General features: G+C 73.9%; 10 protein-coding genes. 5 read left to right on the forward strand and 5 right to left on the reverse strand.

The window, feature by feature from the left end:
* Positions 1 to 96 precede the first annotated feature (96 nt).
* Positions 97 to 2,331 carry a UvrD-helicase domain-containing protein gene (locus tag ACFVQZ_RS09495; RefSeq protein WP_030492548.1) on the forward strand — a complete coding sequence of 745 codons (2,235 nt, stop codon included), beginning with the start codon at positions 97 to 99 and terminating at the stop codon, positions 2,329 to 2,331.
* Here ACFVQZ_RS09495 and glgB read toward each other — a convergent pair.
* The 4 genes from glgB to ACFVQZ_RS09515 all read right to left on the reverse strand — a co-directional run bounded on the left by glgB (position 2,318) and on the right by ACFVQZ_RS09515 (position 9,937).
* Positions 2,318 to 4,534: a 1,4-alpha-glucan branching enzyme gene (glgB, locus tag ACFVQZ_RS09500; RefSeq protein ID WP_383620819.1), complete on the reverse strand. Its 2,217-nt coding sequence runs from the start codon at positions 4,532 to 4,534 to the stop codon at positions 2,318 to 2,320. The genes ACFVQZ_RS09495 and glgB overlap by 14 nt on opposite strands.
* A 142-nt stretch (positions 4,535 to 4,676) precedes the next feature.
* Positions 4,677 to 6,026 carry a maltokinase gene (locus ACFVQZ_RS09505; protein WP_383620821.1) on the reverse strand — a complete coding sequence of 450 codons (1,350 nt, stop codon included), beginning with the start codon at positions 6,024 to 6,026 and terminating at the stop codon, positions 4,677 to 4,679.
* A gap of 234 nt (positions 6,027 to 6,260) precedes the next feature.
* The gene (gene treS / locus ACFVQZ_RS09510; RefSeq protein ID WP_030492545.1) at positions 6,261 to 7,955 is read right to left on the reverse strand and encodes a maltose alpha-D-glucosyltransferase; all 1,695 of its coding nucleotides are present in this window, start codon (positions 7,953 to 7,955) and stop codon (positions 6,261 to 6,263) included.
* Entirely contained in the window at positions 7,952 to 9,937 is a 1,986-nt protein-coding gene (locus ACFVQZ_RS09515) for an alpha-1,4-glucan--maltose-1-phosphate maltosyltransferase (RefSeq protein WP_383620823.1), read from the reverse strand. The genes treS and ACFVQZ_RS09515 overlap by 4 nt, the downstream gene beginning before the upstream one ends.
* Before the next feature lie 341 nt (positions 9,938 to 10,278).
* Between ACFVQZ_RS09515 and ACFVQZ_RS09520 the strand changes: the two genes are divergently transcribed.
* The 4 genes from ACFVQZ_RS09520 (at position 10,279) to ACFVQZ_RS09535 (ending at position 16,018) form a co-directional block, all read left to right on the forward strand.
* Entirely contained in the window at positions 10,279 to 11,085 is an 807-nt protein-coding gene (locus ACFVQZ_RS09520) for an AraC family transcriptional regulator (RefSeq protein WP_321192359.1), read from the forward strand.
* 114 nt (positions 11,086 to 11,199) lie between these two features.
* Positions 11,200 to 13,752, forward strand: a complete 2,553-nt coding sequence (glgP, locus tag ACFVQZ_RS09525; RefSeq protein ID WP_030492542.1) for an alpha-glucan family phosphorylase — start codon at positions 11,200 to 11,202, stop codon at positions 13,750 to 13,752.
* Positions 13,753 to 13,845: 93 nt separating this feature from the next.
* Positions 13,846 to 14,514: a response regulator transcription factor gene (locus ACFVQZ_RS09530; RefSeq protein ID WP_383620825.1), complete on the forward strand. Its 669-nt coding sequence runs from the start codon at positions 13,846 to 13,848 to the stop codon at positions 14,512 to 14,514.
* Complete coding sequence (locus ACFVQZ_RS09535; RefSeq protein WP_383620827.1) at positions 14,507 to 16,018, forward strand: sensor histidine kinase; 1,512 nt, start codon at positions 14,507 to 14,509, stop codon at positions 16,016 to 16,018. Before ACFVQZ_RS09530 ends, ACFVQZ_RS09535 begins: the two co-directional genes overlap by 8 nt.
* A 71-nt stretch (positions 16,019 to 16,089) precedes the next feature.
* Here ACFVQZ_RS09535 and ACFVQZ_RS09540 read toward each other — a convergent pair whose 3' ends face one another.
* A complete protein-coding gene (locus tag ACFVQZ_RS09540) occupies positions 16,090 to 18,120 on the reverse strand; it encodes a M4 family metallopeptidase (protein WP_383620829.1) in 2,031 nt (676 codons plus the stop codon).
* Between the last annotated feature and the right edge of the window lie 26 nt (positions 18,121 to 18,146).

Here is an 18,146-nt window from a genome sequence, read left to right on the forward strand (position 1 = left end):
GCGCCTATATTGGTGAATTCCGTTTGTTCGTCGGCGCATTCACGACGAATTCACGGAGCATTTCACTAAAGGCACTGTATCGCGCTGGGAGTCGAATTGTCAACCGAGCCAATTCGGGAAGAGCAGAAATTCATCACCTCGCTCTACGCGCGGCTCGACGACCTGAGGGACCGGGCCGAGGCCGCCGTCGGCGACGCGCTCAGGACGCCCGGGACCGGAAGCGCGCAGTCGCGCCTGGAGCGGGACATCATGGTGGCCGAGCAGTCGGGGCTGCTCGCCGCCTTCAACGCCGGCGAGACCGGCCTCTGCTTCGGCCGCCTCGTCTTCCGGGACGGGCGCGACCACCACATCGGACGCATCGGCCTGCGCGAGGACGACCCCCAGCGCACCCCGCTGGTCGTCGACTGGCGCGCCGACGTCGCCCGCCCGTTCTACCTCGCCACCGGCCACGAGCCGATGGGCCTCACCCGCCGCCGGCACATCACCACGAAGGGCCGCGAGGTCGTCTCGCTGCACGACGAGGTCCTGGACCTGGCCGACCGCACCCGCTCCGGGCACGAGGGCCGGGACGCCGACGAGGTGCTGCTGGCCGCGCTCGACGCCGCCCGCACCGGCCGCATGCACGACATCGTGCAGACCATCCAGGCCGAGCAGGACGCCATCATCCGCTCCCCGCACACCGGCGTCCTCGTCGTCGAGGGCGGCCCGGGCACCGGCAAGACCGCCGTCGCCCTGCACCGCGCCGCGTACCTGCTCTACGCCCACCGCGACCAGCTCGCCCGGCGGGCCGTCCTCATCGTCGGCCCCAACCCGGCGTTCCTCGGCTACATCGGGAACGTGCTGCCCTCGCTCGGCGAGACCGGCGTCCTCCTCGCCACCCCCGGCGAGCTGTACCCCGGCGTCCGCGCCACCGGCACCGACACCCCGCGCGCCGCCGCCGTGAAGGGCGACGCCCGGATGGCCGCCGCGCTGGCGGAGGCCGTACGCGACCGGCAGCAGGTCCCCGAGCGCGGGGCGCCGCTCGTCGTCCCGCACGAGGACGGCGACCTGGTCATCGACTGGGACATGGCCCTGGAGGCCCGCCACAAGGCCCGCGAGACCGCCCTCCCGCACAACCTCGCCCGCCCGTACTTCGTCTTCCGGATCCTCGACGCGCTCGCCGCGCAGCTTGCCGACCGCATCGGCGCCGACCCGTACGGCGGCCCCAACTTCCTCGGCCCCGACGACATCGCGCTGCTCGCCAAGGGCATCGCCGCCAACCCCGACGTGCACGCCGCGATCGACACCCTCTGGCCGGAGCTCACCCCCGAGGACTTCCTCGCGGACTACCTCGCCGAGCCCACCCACCTGCCCGAGGAGGACGCGGCGGCGATCCGCCGCGACGGCGGCGCCTGGACCCCGGGCGACGTGCCGCTGCTGGACGAGGCCGCCGAGCTGCTCGGCCGCGACGACTCCGCCGAGCGGGCCGCGCAGGAGGCCGAACGGCAGCGGCAGGTGCAGTACGCGCAGGGCGTCCTCGACGTCTCCTTCGCCTCCCGGACCTACGAGTTCGAGGACAAGGAGGAGCTGGACGAGGACGCCTCCGAGGTGCTGTCCGCGCACGACATCATCGACGCCGAGCGGTTCGCCGAACGGCACGAGGAGGCCGACCACCGCACCGCCGCCGAGCGGGCCGCCGCCGACCGCACCTGGGCCTTCGGCCACATCATCGTCGACGAGGCGCAGGAGCTGTCCGCGATGCAGTGGCGGCTGCTGATGCGCCGCAGCCCCACCCGCTCGATGACCCTGGTCGGCGACCCGGCCCAGACCGGCGACCCGGCCGGCGTCGGCGCGTGGGACGCGATCCTCGCCCCGTACGTGCAGGACCGCTGGCAGCACGTGCGGCTCGGGGTCAACTACCGCACGCCCGCCGAGATCATGGCGGTCGCCGCCGCCGTCCGCCGGGCCGACGACCCGCACTTCGAGCCGCCCGGCTCGGTCCGCTCCACCGGCGTCGAGCCGTGGGACCGGACGGTGGAGGACCCGGTGAAGGAGACCGCCGACGCGGTCGCCGCCGAACGGGGCGCCGAGGGCCGGCTCGCCGTGATCGCGCCGCCGGAGCTGCTGCCGGCCCTGGCCGCGGCCCTCCCCGACGCCGCGCACGGGCCGGCGCCCGACCTCACCCGGCCGGTGGTCCTGCTCGACCCCCGGCAGGCGAAGGGCCTCGAGTTCGACACCGTCCTCGTCGTCGACCCGGACGGCATCCGGGCCGGCGCCCCGCACGGCACGAACGACCTGTACGTGGCGCTGACCCGGGCCACCCAGCGGCTCGGGATCGTCAGGCGGGCCTGAGCCAGACCGTCGCGAGCGGCGGCAGCGTCATCCGGACGCTGGCCGCCCGCCCGTGCCAGGGCACCGACTCGGTCTTCACCGGGTCGGTGCCGACCACGTCCGACCCGCCGTACCGCGCCGCGTCCGTGTTCAGCACCTCGCCCCAGGCGGCGAAGGCGTCCGGCACGCCGAGCCGGTAGTCGTGCCGGACGACGGGCGAGAAGTTGCAGACGGCGAGCAGCGGCGAGCCGAAGGCGTCGTAGCGGAGGAAGGCGAGGACGTTGTCGTCGGCCGCGTCCCCGGTCACCCACTCGAAGCCCTCCGGCGCGGTGTCCCGCTCCCACAGCGAGGGCGTCGCCGTGTAGACCCGGTTCAGGTCCCGCACCAGGTCCTTCACGCCCCGGTGGTCGGCCGCGGCGCCGTACTCCGGGTCGAGCAGCCACCACTCCGGCCCGTGGTCCGCGGACCACTCCGCGCCCTGCGCGAACTCCTGCCCCATGAAGAGCAGTTGCTTGCCCGGGTGGGCCCACATGAAGCCCAGGTAGGCGCGGTGGTTGGCGCGCCGCTGCCACCAGTCGCCGGGCATCTTCGACACCAGCGCCCGCTTGCCGTGCACCACCTCGTCGTGCGAGATCGGCAGGATGTAGTTCTCGCTGTACGCGTACACCATCGAGAAGGTCATCTCGTGGTGGTGGTACTTGCGGTGCACCGGCTCCTTCTCCATGTACTGGAGCGAGTCGTGCATCCAGCCCATGTTCCACTTCATGCCGAAGCCGAGCCCGCCGAAGCCGCCCGGACCGACCACGTCCGTCGCCCGGGTCACCCCGTCCCAGGCCGTCGACTCCTCGGCGAAGGTGACGATGCCGGGGCAGCGGCGGTAGACGGTGGCGTTCATCTCCTGGAGGAAGGCGACCGCGTCCAGGTTCTCCCGGCCGCCGTACTCGTTCGGCAGCCACTCGCCGTACTCCCGCGAGTAGTCGAGGTAGAGCATCGACGCCACCGCGTCCACCCGCAGGCCGTCGACGTGGAACTCCTGGCACCAGTACACCGCGTTGGCCACCAGGAAGTTCCGCACCTCCTTGCGGCCGTAGTCGAACTCCAGCGTCCCCCAGTCCGGGTGGTGCGAGCGGCGCGGGTCCGCGTGCTCGTACAGCGGACGCCCGTCGAACTCGGCGAGCGCCCAGTCGTCCTTCGGGAAGTGGGCCGGCACCCAGTCCATCAGCACGCCGATCCCCGCCCGGTGCAGCGCGTCCACCAGGTACTTGAAGTCGTCCGGGGTGCCCAGCCGGGCGGTCGGCGCGTAGAAGCCGGTGACCTGGTAGCCCCAGGAGCCGCCGAACGGGTGCTCGGTGACCGGCATGAACTCCACGTGGGTGAAGCCCATCTCCCGTACGTACGCGGGCAGTTCCTCGGCGAGCTGCCGGTAGGTCAACCCGGGCCGCCAGGACGGCAGGTGGACCTCGTACACCGAGATCGGCGCCTCGTGCGGCGGGCGGGCGCCGCGCCGCTCCATCCACTCCTGGTCGGACCACTCGTAGTGCGACTCGGTGACGATCGAGGCGGTGTCCGGCGGGCACTCGGTGCGCCGGGCCATCGGGTCGGCGCGCACGGTGTGCGAGCCGTCGGGGCGGGTGATGTCGTACTTGTAGACCGCCCCCTCCCCGATCCCGGGCACGAACAGCTCCCAGACGCCGGTCGAGCCGAGCGAGCGCATCGGCAGACCGGTCCCGTCCCAGTGGACGAAGTCACCGGTGACGCGGACGCCCCGGGCGTTCGGCGCCCACACGGCGAAGCGGGTGCCCCGCACCCCGCCGTGGGTCATCACCCGGGAGCCCAGCGCCGTCCACAGCTCCTCGTGCCGGCCCTCGCCGATCAGGTGCAGGTCCAGCTCGCCCAGCGAGGGCAGGTGCCGGTACGGGTCCTGGACGACGAGCTCCGGCCCGTCGTCGTACCGCACGCGGAGCTCGTACGCGGGGACCTTCCGCAGCAGCGGCACCAGCGCCGAGAACAGGCCGTCGCCCTCGTGGCGCAGCTCGACCGTCCGCCCCTTCGGCAGGACGGCCGTGACCGCGCGGGCCCAGGGGCGGAGCGCCCGGAGGACGACGCCGCCCTTCACCGGGTGGGCGCCGAGCAGCGCGTGCGGATCGTGGTGCTCCCCGGCGAGCAGCCGCGCGCGCTCGCCGGGGTCGATCGGGGGCGCCGTGCGGGGCGTCTTGGCGGTCACCGGTAGCCTCCTGAAACGTCGAAAAGGGTACGAAATAGGCAACTCCCGTGCCGGGCGCCAGGACACTCCGCCGAACGGGCCATCTCGCCCGTCCGGAGCCGCCCGTCCGGCGGAGGTGTTCCGCCGTCCGGGTGCCGTCCGCTCACCGGGAGGTGGCGAGACGGTGGATGGCGGACATGGGCACGGGGAGCCAGTCGGGGCGGTGCCGGGCCTCGTAGACGACCTCGTACACCGCCTTGTCGGTCTCGTAGGCGCGCAGCAGCGCCGGGTCGGTGCGGGGGTCCGCGCCGGAGACCTCCGCGTAGCCGGTGCAGTACGCGGCCCGGCAGCGGGCCGCCCAGTCGGCGTTCCACGGCCGGTGGGTGCGGGCCGCGTAGTCGAAGGAGCGGAGCATGCCGGCGACGTCGCGGACGGTGGGCTGCGGGCGGCGCCGCTCGTCGAGCGGCTTGGCCGGCTCGCCCTCGAAGTCGATGACCGCCCAGGCGCCGTCGGAGCCGCGCAGGGTCTGCCCGAGGTGCAGGTCGCCGTGGATGCGCTGCACCGTGCCCGCGCCCTCCGCCTCGCCGGCCGCCGCGAAGACGGCCCGCAGTCCGGGGACGTAGGGCAGCAGCGCGGGCACGGCCTGGGCGGCGGCGTGCAGCCGCCGGTCCATCGCCGCGGCCAGGCCCTCGGTCTCGGCGCGCGGCAGCCGCAGGGTGGGCAGGGCCTCGGCGAGGGCGAGGTGCACCTCGGCGGTGGCCCGGCCGAGCGCCCGCGCCTCGCCGGTGAAGTCCCGCCCGGCCGCGAGGGCGTCGAGGGCGAGCCGCCAGCCGTCGCGGGAGTCCCGCAGGTACGGCTGGAGCACGCCGAGCGTCGCCGCCCCGGACTCGAACCAGGCGACCGGGGCCGGGACGCGGGCGCACCCCGCCTGGCCGAGGGCGAGGGGCAGTTCGAGGTCCGGGTTGGCGCCGGGGCTGACCCGCCGGAAGATCTTCAGGATGTACGCGTCGCCGAAGACGAGCGAGGAGTTGGACTGTTCGGCGTCGAGGACCCGGGGGGCGAGCGCCCCGGGCAGCGCGCGGGTGGCGTGGAAGCGGAGCGGCCCGGTGCGGCCGGGGGTGCGCAGCCGTTCGTAGAGGAGTCCGGCGAGGCGCGGGTCGCGCAGCCCCTCGTAGACGGCGCGGCCGGCCAGGGGACCCTGCCGGACACGGCCGATGAGGGCGGGGGCGAGACGGGGCGGCAGCTGGCTCCGTACGCCGAGGAGGATCTGGTAGCAGTCGGCGGGTTCGCCGGCCGGGCGGCCGGGCTGCTCGACCCGCAGCAGGAGGTGGAGGAGTCCGGGGCCGGCGCCGTCCAGCGGCAGCAGCTCGGTGGCCGCGTCCAGCGTGAATCCGGTGACCCGGCGCCCCTTTCCGGCGAACCAGCGCTGCCGGGGCAGCCATTCGCGGAGCAGGGGCGTCAGGGACGGAAGGAGGGCGTCCGGGGCCCGGGTGGTGGATGCGGTCTCCGGCATGGCGTCGCGTCCTTTCCCCGGGGCGCGCAGTTGGCTGTCGTAGGCGTTCAAATGCGCAGATTGTCCCGGATGGCGGCTGGGGCTGTCCGGATGTGCGGGACGTGTCGGAAAGGGAGGGCCCATATGGAGGGGCCCGGTTGGGCCTGGATGGTGCGGGTTCGTGCGTGGGGGCACCGTTCCCGTGGTGGGGCGGCGGTAACCGTCCCACCCCGGCAAACCGAAATTGATGTTCCGTCAACTCCGCTTCATGCGGAACCAGTAGAAGCCGTGACCGGCCAGCGTCAGCAGGTACGGCAGCTCACCCACGGCGGGGAACTCCACCCCGCCGATCAGCTCCACCGGCCGCATCCCGGCGAAGCGCCGCAGATCGAGTTCGGTCGGCTGTGCGAAGCGTGAGAAGTTGTTGACGCAGAGGACCAGATCGTCGGCGTCCTCCCGGAGGAAGGCGAGCACCGACGGGTTGGACGCCGGGAGTTCGGTGTACGTGCCCGTGCCGAAGGCCCGGTTCTGCTTCCGGATCTCGATCATGCGCTTGGTCCAGTGCAGCAGCGAGGACGGCGAGGCCATCCCCGCCTCCACGTTGGTCACCTGGTAGCCGTGGACCGGGTCCATGATGGCCGGCAGGTAGAGCCGGCCCGGGTCGCAGGAGGAGAAGCCCGCGTTCCGGTCCGGGGTCCACTGCATCGGGGTGCGCACCCCGTCCCGGTCGCCGAGCCAGATGTTGTCGCCCATCCCGATCTCGTCGCCGTAGTACAGCACCGGCGAGCCCGGCAGCGAGAAGAGCAGCGCGGTGAACAGCTCCATCTGCTTGCGGTCGTTGTCGAGGAGCGGGGCGAGCCGGCGCCGGATGCCGATGTTGGCCCGCATCCGCGGGTCCTTGGCGTACTCGGCGTACATGTAGTCCCGCTCCTCGTCCGTGACCATCTCGAGCGTGAGCTCGTCGTGGTTGCGGAGGAAGATGCCCCACTGGCAGCCAGAGGGGATCTCCGGGGTCTTCGCCAGGATCTCGGAGACCGGATACCGGGACTCGCGCCGCACGGCCATGAAGATCCGCGGCATGACGGGGAAGTGGAAGGCCATGTGGCACTCGTCGCCGCCCGCGCGGAAGTCGCCGAAGTAGTCGACGACGTCCTCCGGCCACTGGTTGGCCTCGGCCAGCAGCACCGTGTCCGGGTAGTGGGCGTCGATCTCCTTCCGGACCTCCTTCAGGAAGGCGTGAGTGGCCGGAAGGTTCTCGCAGTTGGTGCCCTCCTGCTGGTACAGGTACGGCACCGCGTCCAGCCGGAAGCCGTCGATCCCCAGGTCCAGCCAGAACTTCAGCGCCGACAGGATCTCCTCCCGAACCGCCGGGTTCTCGTAGTTGAGGTCCGGCTGGTGCGAGAAGAAGCGGTGCCAGTAGTACTGCTTGCGGACCGGGTCGAAGGTCCAGTTGGACGTCTCCGTGTCGACGAAGATGATCCGGGCGTCCGGGTACTGCTTGTCGTCGTCGGCCCAGACGTAGTAGTCGCCGTACGGGCCGTCCGGGTCGCTGCGCGACTCCTGGAACCACGGGTGCTGGTCGCTGGTGTGGTTCATGACGAAGTCGATGATCACGCGCATCCCGCGCTGGTGCGCCGCGTCCACGAACTCCACGAAGTCGGCGAGGTCGCCGAACTCGGGAAGGACCGAGGTGTAGTCGGCGACGTCGTAACCGCCGTCGCGCAGCGGCGACTTGAAGAACGGCGGCAGCCACAGGCAGTCCACCCCGAGCCACTGGAGGTAGTCCAGGCGGGAGGTGATGCCCTTCAGGTCGCCGACGCCGTCGCCGTTGCTGTCCTGGAAGGACCGGACGAGGACCTCGTAGAAGACGGCCCGCTTGAACCACTCGGGGTCGCGGTCCTGGGCGGGGGTGTCCTCGAAGGTGTCGGGGACGGGATCGTTGACAGTCATGAGGTGGGTGACCCTCCGGTCTGCGGGGACGGTCGCAGGACGAGCACGTGCGCGGGCGCGACGCCCGGTTCCAGGCGCACGTAGGCGTTCCTGCCCCAGTGGTAGGTGACGCCGGTGAGCTCGTCGCGCACCGGCACGGTCTCGTGCCAGCCGAGGCCGAGTTCCGGCATGTTCAACGAGACCGTCGCCTCCTGGGTGTGGTGCGGGTCGAGGTTGACGACCACCAGAACGGTGTTCGAACCCGACTTCTTCGAGTACGCGATCACCTGCGGGTTGTCCGCCTGGTGGAAGGTCAGGTTCCGCAGCCGGCGCAGGGCCGGGTTGCGGCGCCTGATCCGGTTCAGCGCGGTGATGAGCGGGGTGATCGTCGCGCCCGCGCGCTCCGCCGACTCCCAGTCACGCGGCCGGAGTTGGTACTTCTCCGAGTCCAGGTACTCCTCGCTGCCCGGGCGCAGCGGGGTGTTCTCGCACAGCTCGTACCCGGCGTAGATCCCCCAGGTGGGCGCCAGCGTCGCCGCGAGCACCGCGCGCGCCTCGAAGGCCGGGCGGCCCCCCTCCTGGAGGTACGCGTGCAGGATGTCCGGGGTGTTCACGAACAGGTTCGGGCGCATCTGCGCGGCCACGTCCCCGGACAGCTCCGTCAGGTACTCGGTCAGCTCGTCCTTCGTGTTCCGCCAGGTGAAGTACGTGTACGACTGCTGGAAGCCGATCGCGCCCAGCGTCCGCATCATCGCCGGCCGGGTGAACGCCTCCGCCAGGAAGATCACGTCCGGGTCCTGCGCGTTGATCTCCCCGATCACCCGCTCCCAGAACACCACCGGCTTGGTGTGCGGGTTGTCCACCCGGAAGATCCGCACCCCGTGGTCCATCCAGTGCCGCAGCACCCGCACGGTCTCCGCGACGATCCCGTCCATGTCCTTGTCGAACGCGATCGGGTAGATGTCCTGGTACTTCTTCGGCGGGTTCTCCGCGTACGCGATCGAACCGTCCGGCCGGTGGTGGAACCACTCCGGGTGCTTCTCCACCCACGGGTGGTCCGGCGAGCACTGCAGCGCGAAGTCCAGCGCGATCTCCAGGCGCAGCTCACGGGCCCGGGCCACGAACGCGTCGAAGTCCTCGATCGTGCCCAGGTCCGGGTGGACCGCGTCGTGCCCGCCCTCCGGCGAACCGATCGCCCACGGCACGCCCACGTCCTCCGGGGCCGCCGACAGCGAGTTGTTGGGGCCCTTGCGGTGGGTCTCGCCGATCGGGTGGATCGGCGGCAGGTAGACCACGTCGAAGCCCATCGCCGCGATGGCCGGAAGCCGTTCGGCGGCGGTGCGGAAGTTCCCCGGCACCGTACGGCCCTTCACCTTCCGCACGCCCTCCGAGCGCGGGAAGAACTCGTACCAGGAGCCGAACAGCGCCCGCTCCCGCTCCACCCGCAGCGGGAACGCCGGGGAGGCGGAGACCAGTTCGCGCAGCGGGTGCCGCTCCAGCGCCCCGGTCACCTGCGGCGCCAGCGCCGCGGCGAGCCGGGCGGCGGCCGGCCGGGACTCGTCCCGCAGCGCGTCCGCCGCCGCGAGCACCGCCTCCCGGCCGCCGCCCTTCTTCGGGACGCCCTTGGCGGCCCGTTCGTGCAGCTCCGCGCCCTCGGCGAGCACGAGCTCGGAGTCGATCCCGGCCGGGATCTTGATCTTCGCCGCGTGGCGCCACGTCGCCAGCGGGTCGCTCCACGCCTCGACGGTGTACGTCCACAGGCCCTCGGCGTCCGGGGTGACCTCGGCCCCCCAGCGGTCGGAGCCCTCGGCCAGCTCGCGCATCGGGGTCCAGGGCCCCGGCCGGCCGGTCGGACCGGTCAGCACGACATTCGCGGCGACCGCGTCGTGGCCCTCGCGGAAGACGGTCGCCGACACCTCGAAGGTCTCGCCGACCACCGCCTTCGCGGGGCGCCGGCCGCAGTCGACCATTGGGCGGACGTCCAGTACGGGAATGCGTCCCATGAGCGGATTCACAGCATCACCTGACGGTTTACGGGGGTGCGGGTGGTGGTGCGCTCTTTCTAGCCGCGCCGGAGGCCGCGGGGAGGCGGGCATCGCCGCGCCCCTCCGCGTTCACTCGGATGGCGGGCCCACAGGGATGAAGACGGGTACGGGGGAGACGGATTCGGGGGTACCGGGGGAAGCCTTGCCCAGCTTCCCGGGCGGGCAATCCGGCCCTTTGTTAACTACTAGGGCGTAGGGGGCCGGACAAGACGCGTGCCGGACACGAAACCCGCCCGGCCCCCGCGACCCGGCCCGATCCGCCGCCCCGCTCGCTACGCTGACGGTCCGTCGTTCACCCGGTGCGGAAGGCGGCAGCTCCCATGCAGACCGAGACCGGCGGCGCGCGGGCCGTCCTCCACCACGTCCTCGCCGGACGCTGCCGGCTCGCCGCGACGGGCCTCCGCCCCCTCGACCTCGCCGCCGGAGACCTCGCCCTCCTCCCGCACGGCGCCCCCCACCACCTCAGCCCCGGCCCGCCACCGGCCCAGCCCCCGCCCGCCGGCGGCGTCACCGTGGCCGAATCCGACGGGGTGCGGGTGCTGACCGTCCGCGTCGGGTACGCGCGCCGGGGACTGCCCGGAGGCGTCGCCGCGCTGCCGCGGGCGCTGCGGCTCGACCGGCGGCGGGTGGCCGCCGACCCGCTGCTCCGCGACACCCTCGCCCTGCTCGCCGCCCCCGGCCGCCGGCCCGGCCCCGGCGACCGGCTGCTCGGCCTGCGCGTCCTGGAGGCGGCCCTCGACCTCGCCGCCGCGCCCCCGCCGCCGGACGGCCCGCACCCCCACCCCGGCCTCGCCCGCGCCGCCGCCGCCATCGAGCACCGCTACGCCGAACCGTGGACCGTCGTCACCCTGGCCCGCGAGGCCGGCATGTCCCGCTCCGCCTTCACCGCCGCCTTCCGCGCCGCCGTCGGCACCTCCCCGGCCCGCCACCTGGCCGCCCGCCGGATACGGGAGGCCGCCCGGCTCCTCGCGGAGACCGGGCTCCCGCAGTCCGCCGTGCCCGCCCGCGTCGGCTACCGCAGCCGCGTCGGCTTCCACCTCGCCTTCCGCACCGCCTACGGCCTCACCCCGGGGGAGTACCGGGCCACCGCACCCCGCCGGACCTGAGCCCGAGGCACCGTGGCCCGGCGGCGGCCGAGCCCCTACGCTCGGTGCGGCACGCCGGACGCACAGCGTGGTGCGTCCACTCCGTACCGTCACCGGCCTGCGAAGGTGGGACACGTGAAGGCAATCCGTCGATTCACCGTCCGTCCTGTCCTCCCCGACACCCTTCGACCCCTCGCCGCCCTGGCGCGCAACCTGCGCTGGTCCTGGCACGAACCGACCCGCGCCCTCTTCGACTCCCTCGCCACCGACGGGCTCCGGGGCGCCGACCCCGTCCGCGTCCTCGGCGCCCTGGAGAAGCCCCGGCTCGCCGCGCTCGCCGCCGACCCGGACTTCCTCGCCCGGCTCGCCGCCGCCGCCGACGACCTCGACGCCTACCTCGACCGGCCCCGCTGGTACCAGGAGCGCGGCTCCGCCGACGGGCCCGCCGCCCTCGCGTACTTCTCGCCCGAGTTCGGCGTCGCCGCCGCCCTGCCCCAGTACTCCGGCGGGCTCGGCATCCTCGCCGGCGACCACCTCAAGTCCGCCAGCGACCTCGGCGTCCCCCTCATCGGCGTCGGACTCCTCTACCGGCACGGCTACTTCCGGCAGTCCCTCGGCCGCGACGGCTGGCAGCAGGAGCAGTACCCCGTCCTCGACCCCGGCGAGCTGCCCGTCAGCCCGCTCCGCGAGCCCGACGGCACCCCCGCCCGGATCACCCTCGCCCTGCCCGGCGGCCGCAGCCTCCACGCCCACCTGTGGATCGCCCAGGTCGGCCGCGTACCGCTGCTCATGCTCGACTCCGACGTCGAGGAGAACGCCCCCGGCGAGCGGTCCGTCACCGACCGGCTCTACGGCGGCGGCAGCGAGCACCGGCTCCTCCAGGAGATGCTGCTCGGCATCGGCGGCGTCCGCGCCGTCCGCACCTACTGCCGGCTCACCGGCCACCCCGAACCCGAGGTGTTCCACACCAACGAGGGCCACGCCGGCTTCCTCGGCCTCGAACGCATCCGCGAACTCCAGTGCCTCGGGCTCGACTTCGACGCCGCGCTGGAGACCGTCCGGGCCGGCACCGTCTTCACCACCCACACCCCCGTCCCGGCCGGCATCGACCGCTTCGACCGCGAACTCGTCGCCCGCCACCTCGGCGACGACGGCGTCCTGCCCGGCCTCGACACCGCCCGCGTCCTCGCCCTCGGCGACGAGACCCCGCTCGGCGGCGACCCCGGCGTCTTCAACATGGCCGCCATGGGCCTGCGCCTCGCCCAGCGCGCCAACGGCGTCTCCACCCTCCACGGCACCGTCAGCCGCGAGATGTTCGCCGGACTCTGGCCCGGCTTCGACGCCGACGAGGTGCCCATCACCTCCGTCACCAACGGCGTCCACGCCCCCACCTGGACCGCCCCCGAGGTCACCCGCCTCGGCCCCGACGCCTCCGACGCCGAGCTGTGGGAGCTGCGCCGCACCCTCCGCGCCCGGCTCGTCGCCGACGTCCGCGACCGGGTCCGGGCCTCCTGGCGGCAGCGCGGCGCCGCCGCCGCCGAACTCGGCTGGACCGACTCCGTCCTCGACCCCGACGTCCTCACCATCGGCTTCGCCCGCCGGGTCCCCTCGTACAAGCGGCTCACCCTGATGCTCCGCGACAAGGAACGGCTGCGCTCCCTGCTGCTCCACCCCGAGCGGCCCGTGCAGCTGGTCGTCGCCGGCAAGGCCCACCCGGCCGACGACGGCGGCAAGAGGCTCGTCCAGGAGCTGGTCCGCTTCGCCGACGACCCGCGCGTCCGGCACCGGATCGTCTTCCTGCCCGACTACGGCATGGAGATGGCCCGCGGCCTCTACCCCGGCTGCGACGTCTGGCTCAACAACCCGCTGCGCCCCCTGGAGGCGTGCGGCACCAGCGGCATGAAGGCCGCCCTCAACGGGTGCCTCAACCTCTCCGTCCTCGACGGCTGGTGGGACGAGTGGTTCGCGCCCGAGTTCGGCTGGGCGATCCCCACCGCCGACGGCGCCGCCGCCGACGACGAGGAGCGCCGCGACGACCTGGAGGCCGCCGCCCTCTACGAGCTGATCGAGCGCCGCGTCGCCCCCCGCTTCTACGACCGCGGCCCCGACGGCGTCCCCGCCGCCTGGACCGCCATGGTCCGCCGCACCCTCGCCGACCTCGGCCCCAAGGTGCTCGCCGACCGCATGGTCCAGGAGTACGTGGAGCGGCTGTACGTCCCCGCCGCCGCGGCCCGGCGCGCCCTCACCCCCGACCGGGCCCGGGAGCTCGCCGCCTGGAAGGCGCGGGTCCGGGCGGCCTGGCCCGGCGTCTCCGTCGACCACGTGGAGATCGGCGACGACCTCGCCGAGGACGGCGCCGAACTGGGCGCCACCCCCGCGGTCCGGGTCCGCGTCGCGCTCGGCGGCCTCACCCCCGACGACGTCGAGGTGCAGGCTGTCACCGGCCGGGTGGACGCCGACGACACCCTCGGCGCCACCCGCACCGTCACCCTCAAACCGGCCGGCGGACCCGACCTGGAGGGCCGGCAGCCGTACGCGGGCACCCTGGAGCTCGACCGCACCGGCCCCTTCGGCTGCACCGTCCGGGTGCTGCCCGCCCACCCGCGCCTCGCCCACCCCGCCGAGCTCGGCCTCGTCGCCCTGCCGGAGGACCCGGCCGCCGAGGTCGCCGGAGTGCTCCTCCGCTAGCGGCCACCCGGTCCGGTCCCGTCACGGCCACGCCCGCCCCGGGCGTGGCCGCCGGCTCCCGGCCGCGCGCCGCGTCCGCCTACGCTGGAGCGCATGATCAGGGTGCTGCTCGCCGACGACGAGGCGATGATCCGGGCCGGCGTGCGGGCCATCCTCACCACCGACCCGGGCATCGAGGTGGTCGCCGAGGCCGGCGACGGCCACGAGGCCGTCGAGCTGGCCCGCCGCCACCGGCCCGACGTGGCCCTCCTCGACATCCGGATGCCCCGCCTCGACGGCCTCGCCGCCGCCGACGCGCTCCGCCGCGCCCTCCCGGACACGGCCGTCGTCATGCTCACCACCTTCTCCGAGGACGACTACATCGCCCGCGCCCTCGGCGGCGGCGTCGGCGGCTTCCTCCTCAAGTCCGGCGACCCCCGCGAACTGATCGCCGGGGTGCGCGCGGTCGCCGCCGGCGGCGCCGCGCTGTCGCCCGCCGTCGCCCGCCGGGTCATCGACACCCTCGGCGGCGAGCGGCTGAGCCGCACGGCCGACGCCCGCGCCCGGCTCGCCCCGCTCACCGGCCGCGAACGCGAGGTCGTCGCCCTGCTCGCGGCCGGCTGCTCCAACCAGGAGATCGCCGCCCGGATGCACGTCGTCGAGGGCACCGTCAAGGCGCACGTGAGCGCGGTCCTGGGCCGGCTCGGCCTGCGCAACCGCGTCCAGCTCGCGGTCCTCGCCCACGAGGCCGGTCTGGTGGCGGAGGAACCGCCCGGTGCCTGAGACCTCCCCGGCCCGCCGCCGCCTCTTCGACCTGGCGCTGTGGCTGCTGCTCTCCGTCCCGGTGCTGCTGCGCTCCGACCCGGCCGACGGCGGCTCCTGGTTCCAGGTCGCCGCCGGCGTCACCGTCCTCGGCGGCTGCGTCGCCGTCAGCCGCCGGTGGCCGCTGCTGCCGCTCGCGATCACCTGCGCGGCCAGCCTGCCGGCCTCGCTGGAGCTGTTCACCCCCTCGTACAGCCTCGCCCTGGTCGCCTTCGGCTACCTCGCCGGGCGCCGGCAGGACCACACCCGCGGCTCGCTGTGGCTGTTCGGCGGCGTGGCGGCGGTGGGACTGCTGCTCACCCGGCTCACCGGCACCTCGCTCGGCCCCTGGTTCACCCTGCTGCTCGCGCTCGCGCTGGCGATCGTGGCGCCCTGGCTGGTCGGCCGGTACGTGCGCCAGTACGACCGGCTGGTGCGCAGCGGCTGGGAGCTGGCGGACCGGATGGAGCGCGAGCAGGCGGCGGTCGCCGACCGGGAGCGGCTGCGGGAGCGGTCCCGCATCGCCGGCGACATGCACGACTCGCTCGGCCACGACCTGGCGCTGATCGCGGTGCGCGCGGGCGTCCTGGAGGTCGATCCGGCGCTCGGGCCGGAGCAGCAGCGGGCGGCGGGGGAGCTGCGGCGGGCGGCGGCGGAGGCGACCGAGCGGCTGCGGGACGTCATCGGGGTGCTGCGCGAGGAGGGCGCGGGGGCCCCGACGGCCCCGGCGGGCGAGACGGTCGGCGACCTGGTGGACCGGGCGCGGGCCTCGGGCCTCGACGTGACGCTGTCCGGCGCGGTGCCGGAGCTGCCGGGGATGCCGGGCCGGGCGCTGCACCGGGTGGTGCAGGAGGGGCTGACGAACGCGGCCCGGCACGCCCCGGGCGCGGCCGTCGCGGTCGAGGTACGGGAGGCCGGCGAGCGGGTGACGGTACGGGTGGAGAACGGGCCGGGTGCCGGTGCCGAGCCGGCCGCCTCGGGCGGGTCCGGTCTTGTCGGGCTCGACGAGCGGGTGCGGCTCGCGGGCGGCACGCTGACCCACGGGCCGGTGCCGGGCGGCGGGTTCGCGCTGGCCGCGGTGCTGCCCCGGCGGGCGCCGGCGGCGGTGCCGGCCGCGCCGACCTCGGCCCGGGAGCTGGACCGGGCCCGGCGGCGGGTGCGCGCGGACCTGGTGCGGGCGATCTGGATCCCGCTGGCGCTGCTGGCGGCGCTGGCGGTGCTGACGGCGGGCGTCGCGGTGTGGACGCAGTCCCGCTCGTACCTGGAGCCGGACAACTACGCGCGGCTGCTGGTCGGGCAGCCGTACGCGGAGATCGTGGAGGACCTGCCGGACCACGCGCTGGAGCGGCTGCCCGCGGGGCTGCCGGCGGAGCCGGCGGGGGTGGACGAGTGCCGGTACTACCGGGCGACGGTGTTCGCGGAGCGCCCGGTCTACCGCCTGTGCTTCACGGCCGGCCGGCTGGTCTCCCGGGACGAGCTGGGGTGAACGGGCGGACGCCCGGAGGGAAGGGTCCCTCCGGGCGTCCGCCGGGTGCGTGGGCCGTGCCCGTCCGTCCCTTACGGGAAGGTCAGCTTGAAGCTGTTGATGTAGCCGGTGTCGATGGAGGCGCGGTCCTGGACGCGGAGCTTCCAGACGCCGTTGGCCACCTCGGACGAGGCGTTGACGGTGTAGGTCTGGCTGATGTTGTCGGCGCTGCCGCCGGTGCGGTTGTGCAGGTTGTAGACCGAGCCGTCGGGGGCCACGAGGTCGACGATCAGGTCGCCGATGTAGGTGTGGACGATGTCCACGCCGACGGACAGGTTGCTCGGCGCGTTGCCGGTGCGGCCGGTGACGGTCACCGAGGAGGTCACCGCGGCGCCGTTGTCCGGGACGGAGACGTCGGCGGTGTTCTCGAAGACCGTGCCGGTGGGCGGGGTGGTGCCGGGGCGGGTGCCGACGTTGACGGCGGCCCAGGCGTGCTGCACGGCGAGGGCCTCGGGGCTGCCGGCGCCGTACAGCTCCTCGGCGGCGGCGACCGTTCCGGTGCGGGCGCCCGCGTAGTTGGTGGACGAGGTCCACTTGGTGGTGAGCGCCTTGAACCAGATCATCCGGGCCTTGTCGATGCCGATGCCGGTGACCGGGAGGCCGTCGGAGGTCGGCGAGTCGTACGTCACGCCGTTGACGGTCTTGACGCCGCTGCCCTCGGAGAGCAGGTAGAAGAAGTGGTTCGCCGGGCCCGAGGAGTAGTGGACGTCGATGGAGCCGATGCCCGAGTACCAGGAGTCCTTGGACGAGCCGTCCTTGCTGGGCTTGTCCATGTAGCGCAGCGGGGTGCCGTTGCCGCGGATGTCGATCTTCTCGCCGACGAGGTAGTCGCCCGGGTCCTTCGGGTTGTTGGCGTAGAACTCGACGGCCGCCGCGATGATGTCGGAGGTGGCCTCGTTGAGGCCGCCGGACTCGCCGCTGTAGACGAGCTTGGCCGTGGACGAGGTCAGGCCGTGCGTCATCTCGTGGGCGGCCACGTCGATGGAGGTCAGCGGCTTGGTGTTGCCCGAGCCGTCGCCGTACGTCATGCAGAAGCAGGAGTCCTGCCAGAACGCGTTGACGTAGGCGTTGCCGTAGTGGACCCGGGAGTACGCGCCGACGCCGTCGCCGCGGATGCCGCTGCGGCCGTGCACGTTCTTGTAGTAGTCCCAGGTGAGCGCGGCGCCGTAGTGGGCGTCGGCGCCGGCCGTCTCCAGGTTGGACGGCGTGCCGTCGCCCCAGATGTCGTCCGCGCCGGAGAACAGCGTCCCGGTGCCGGAGGTGCCGCGGTTGAGGTTGTACGTCTTGTGGTTGCCGCGGGCGGTGTCGGTCAGCGTGTACGAGGGCGCGGTGCCGAGCGTGACCTGGCCGCTGTACTGGGTGTTGCCGGTGCCGGTGTGCACGGCCTGCCACTCGTACAGCTTGGCGCCGGACTTGGCGTCGGTGACGACGTGCAGCTCGTTCGGCGTGCCGTCGTGCTGGAGGCCGCCGACGACGGTCTCGTACGCGAGGACCGGGGCGCCGCTCTGGCCCATCCAGACGACCTTGCGCGGGGCGCGCTCGGTGTCGGTGGCCTTCGACCCCTCGGCGGCGGCGCGGCCGAGGGCCTGCTTCTCCGCGGCGGCGGGGGCGACGGTGGCGGTGAGGTCGACGTTCTTCAGCTCCGCGCGGGACGCCTTGGAGACGCCGGTGGTGGCGCCGGCCTTCGTCTCGGCGACGACCAGGTCGCCGCCGAGGACGGGCAGGCCCGCGTAGGTGCGCTCGTAGCGGGTGTGGGTGGTGCCGTCGCGGTCCTGGACCACGTCCCGGACGACGAGCTTCTCCTGGCTGCCGAGGCCCAGTTCCTTCGCCGTCTCGGCCTTGCCGGCGTCGGCGGCCTTGATCAGCGCGGTGCGCTCGGCGGGGGAGAGGTCGGCGGGGAGCTTGCCCGGGTTGACCTTGCCGAGGGCGGCCGCCGCCCGCGGAGCGGTGGGCCATTCGTCGTCGGCGGAGGCGCTGCCGGTCTGGACGCCGACGGCGATCATGGCGGCTGCGGCGACGAGCGCGCCGGTCGCGGTGGCACGGCGACTGGGAGTGGATCTCACGCGAACTCCTTGTGCGAGGGGGGTAC

Source organism: Streptomyces sp. NPDC057854 (assembly GCF_042797055.1).
Lineage (GTDB): Bacteria > Actinomycetota > Actinomycetes > Streptomycetales > Streptomycetaceae > Streptomyces.

Coding starts and splice junctions, on each gene's coding strand:
- ACFVQZ_RS09505 (WP_383620821.1), bottom strand. CDS start 6,026: ATGCCGGAGACCGCATCCACCACCCGGGCCCCGGACGCCCTCCTTCCG.
- treS (WP_030492545.1), bottom strand. CDS start 7,955: ATGACTGTCAACGATCCCGTCCCCGACACCTTCGAGGACACCCCCGCC.
- ACFVQZ_RS09515 (WP_383620823.1), bottom strand. CDS start 9,937: ATGGGACGCATTCCCGTACTGGACGTCCGCCCAATGGTCGACTGCGGC.
- ACFVQZ_RS09530 (WP_383620825.1), top strand. CDS start 13,846: ATGATCAGGGTGCTGCTCGCCGACGACGAGGCGATGATCCGGGCCGGC.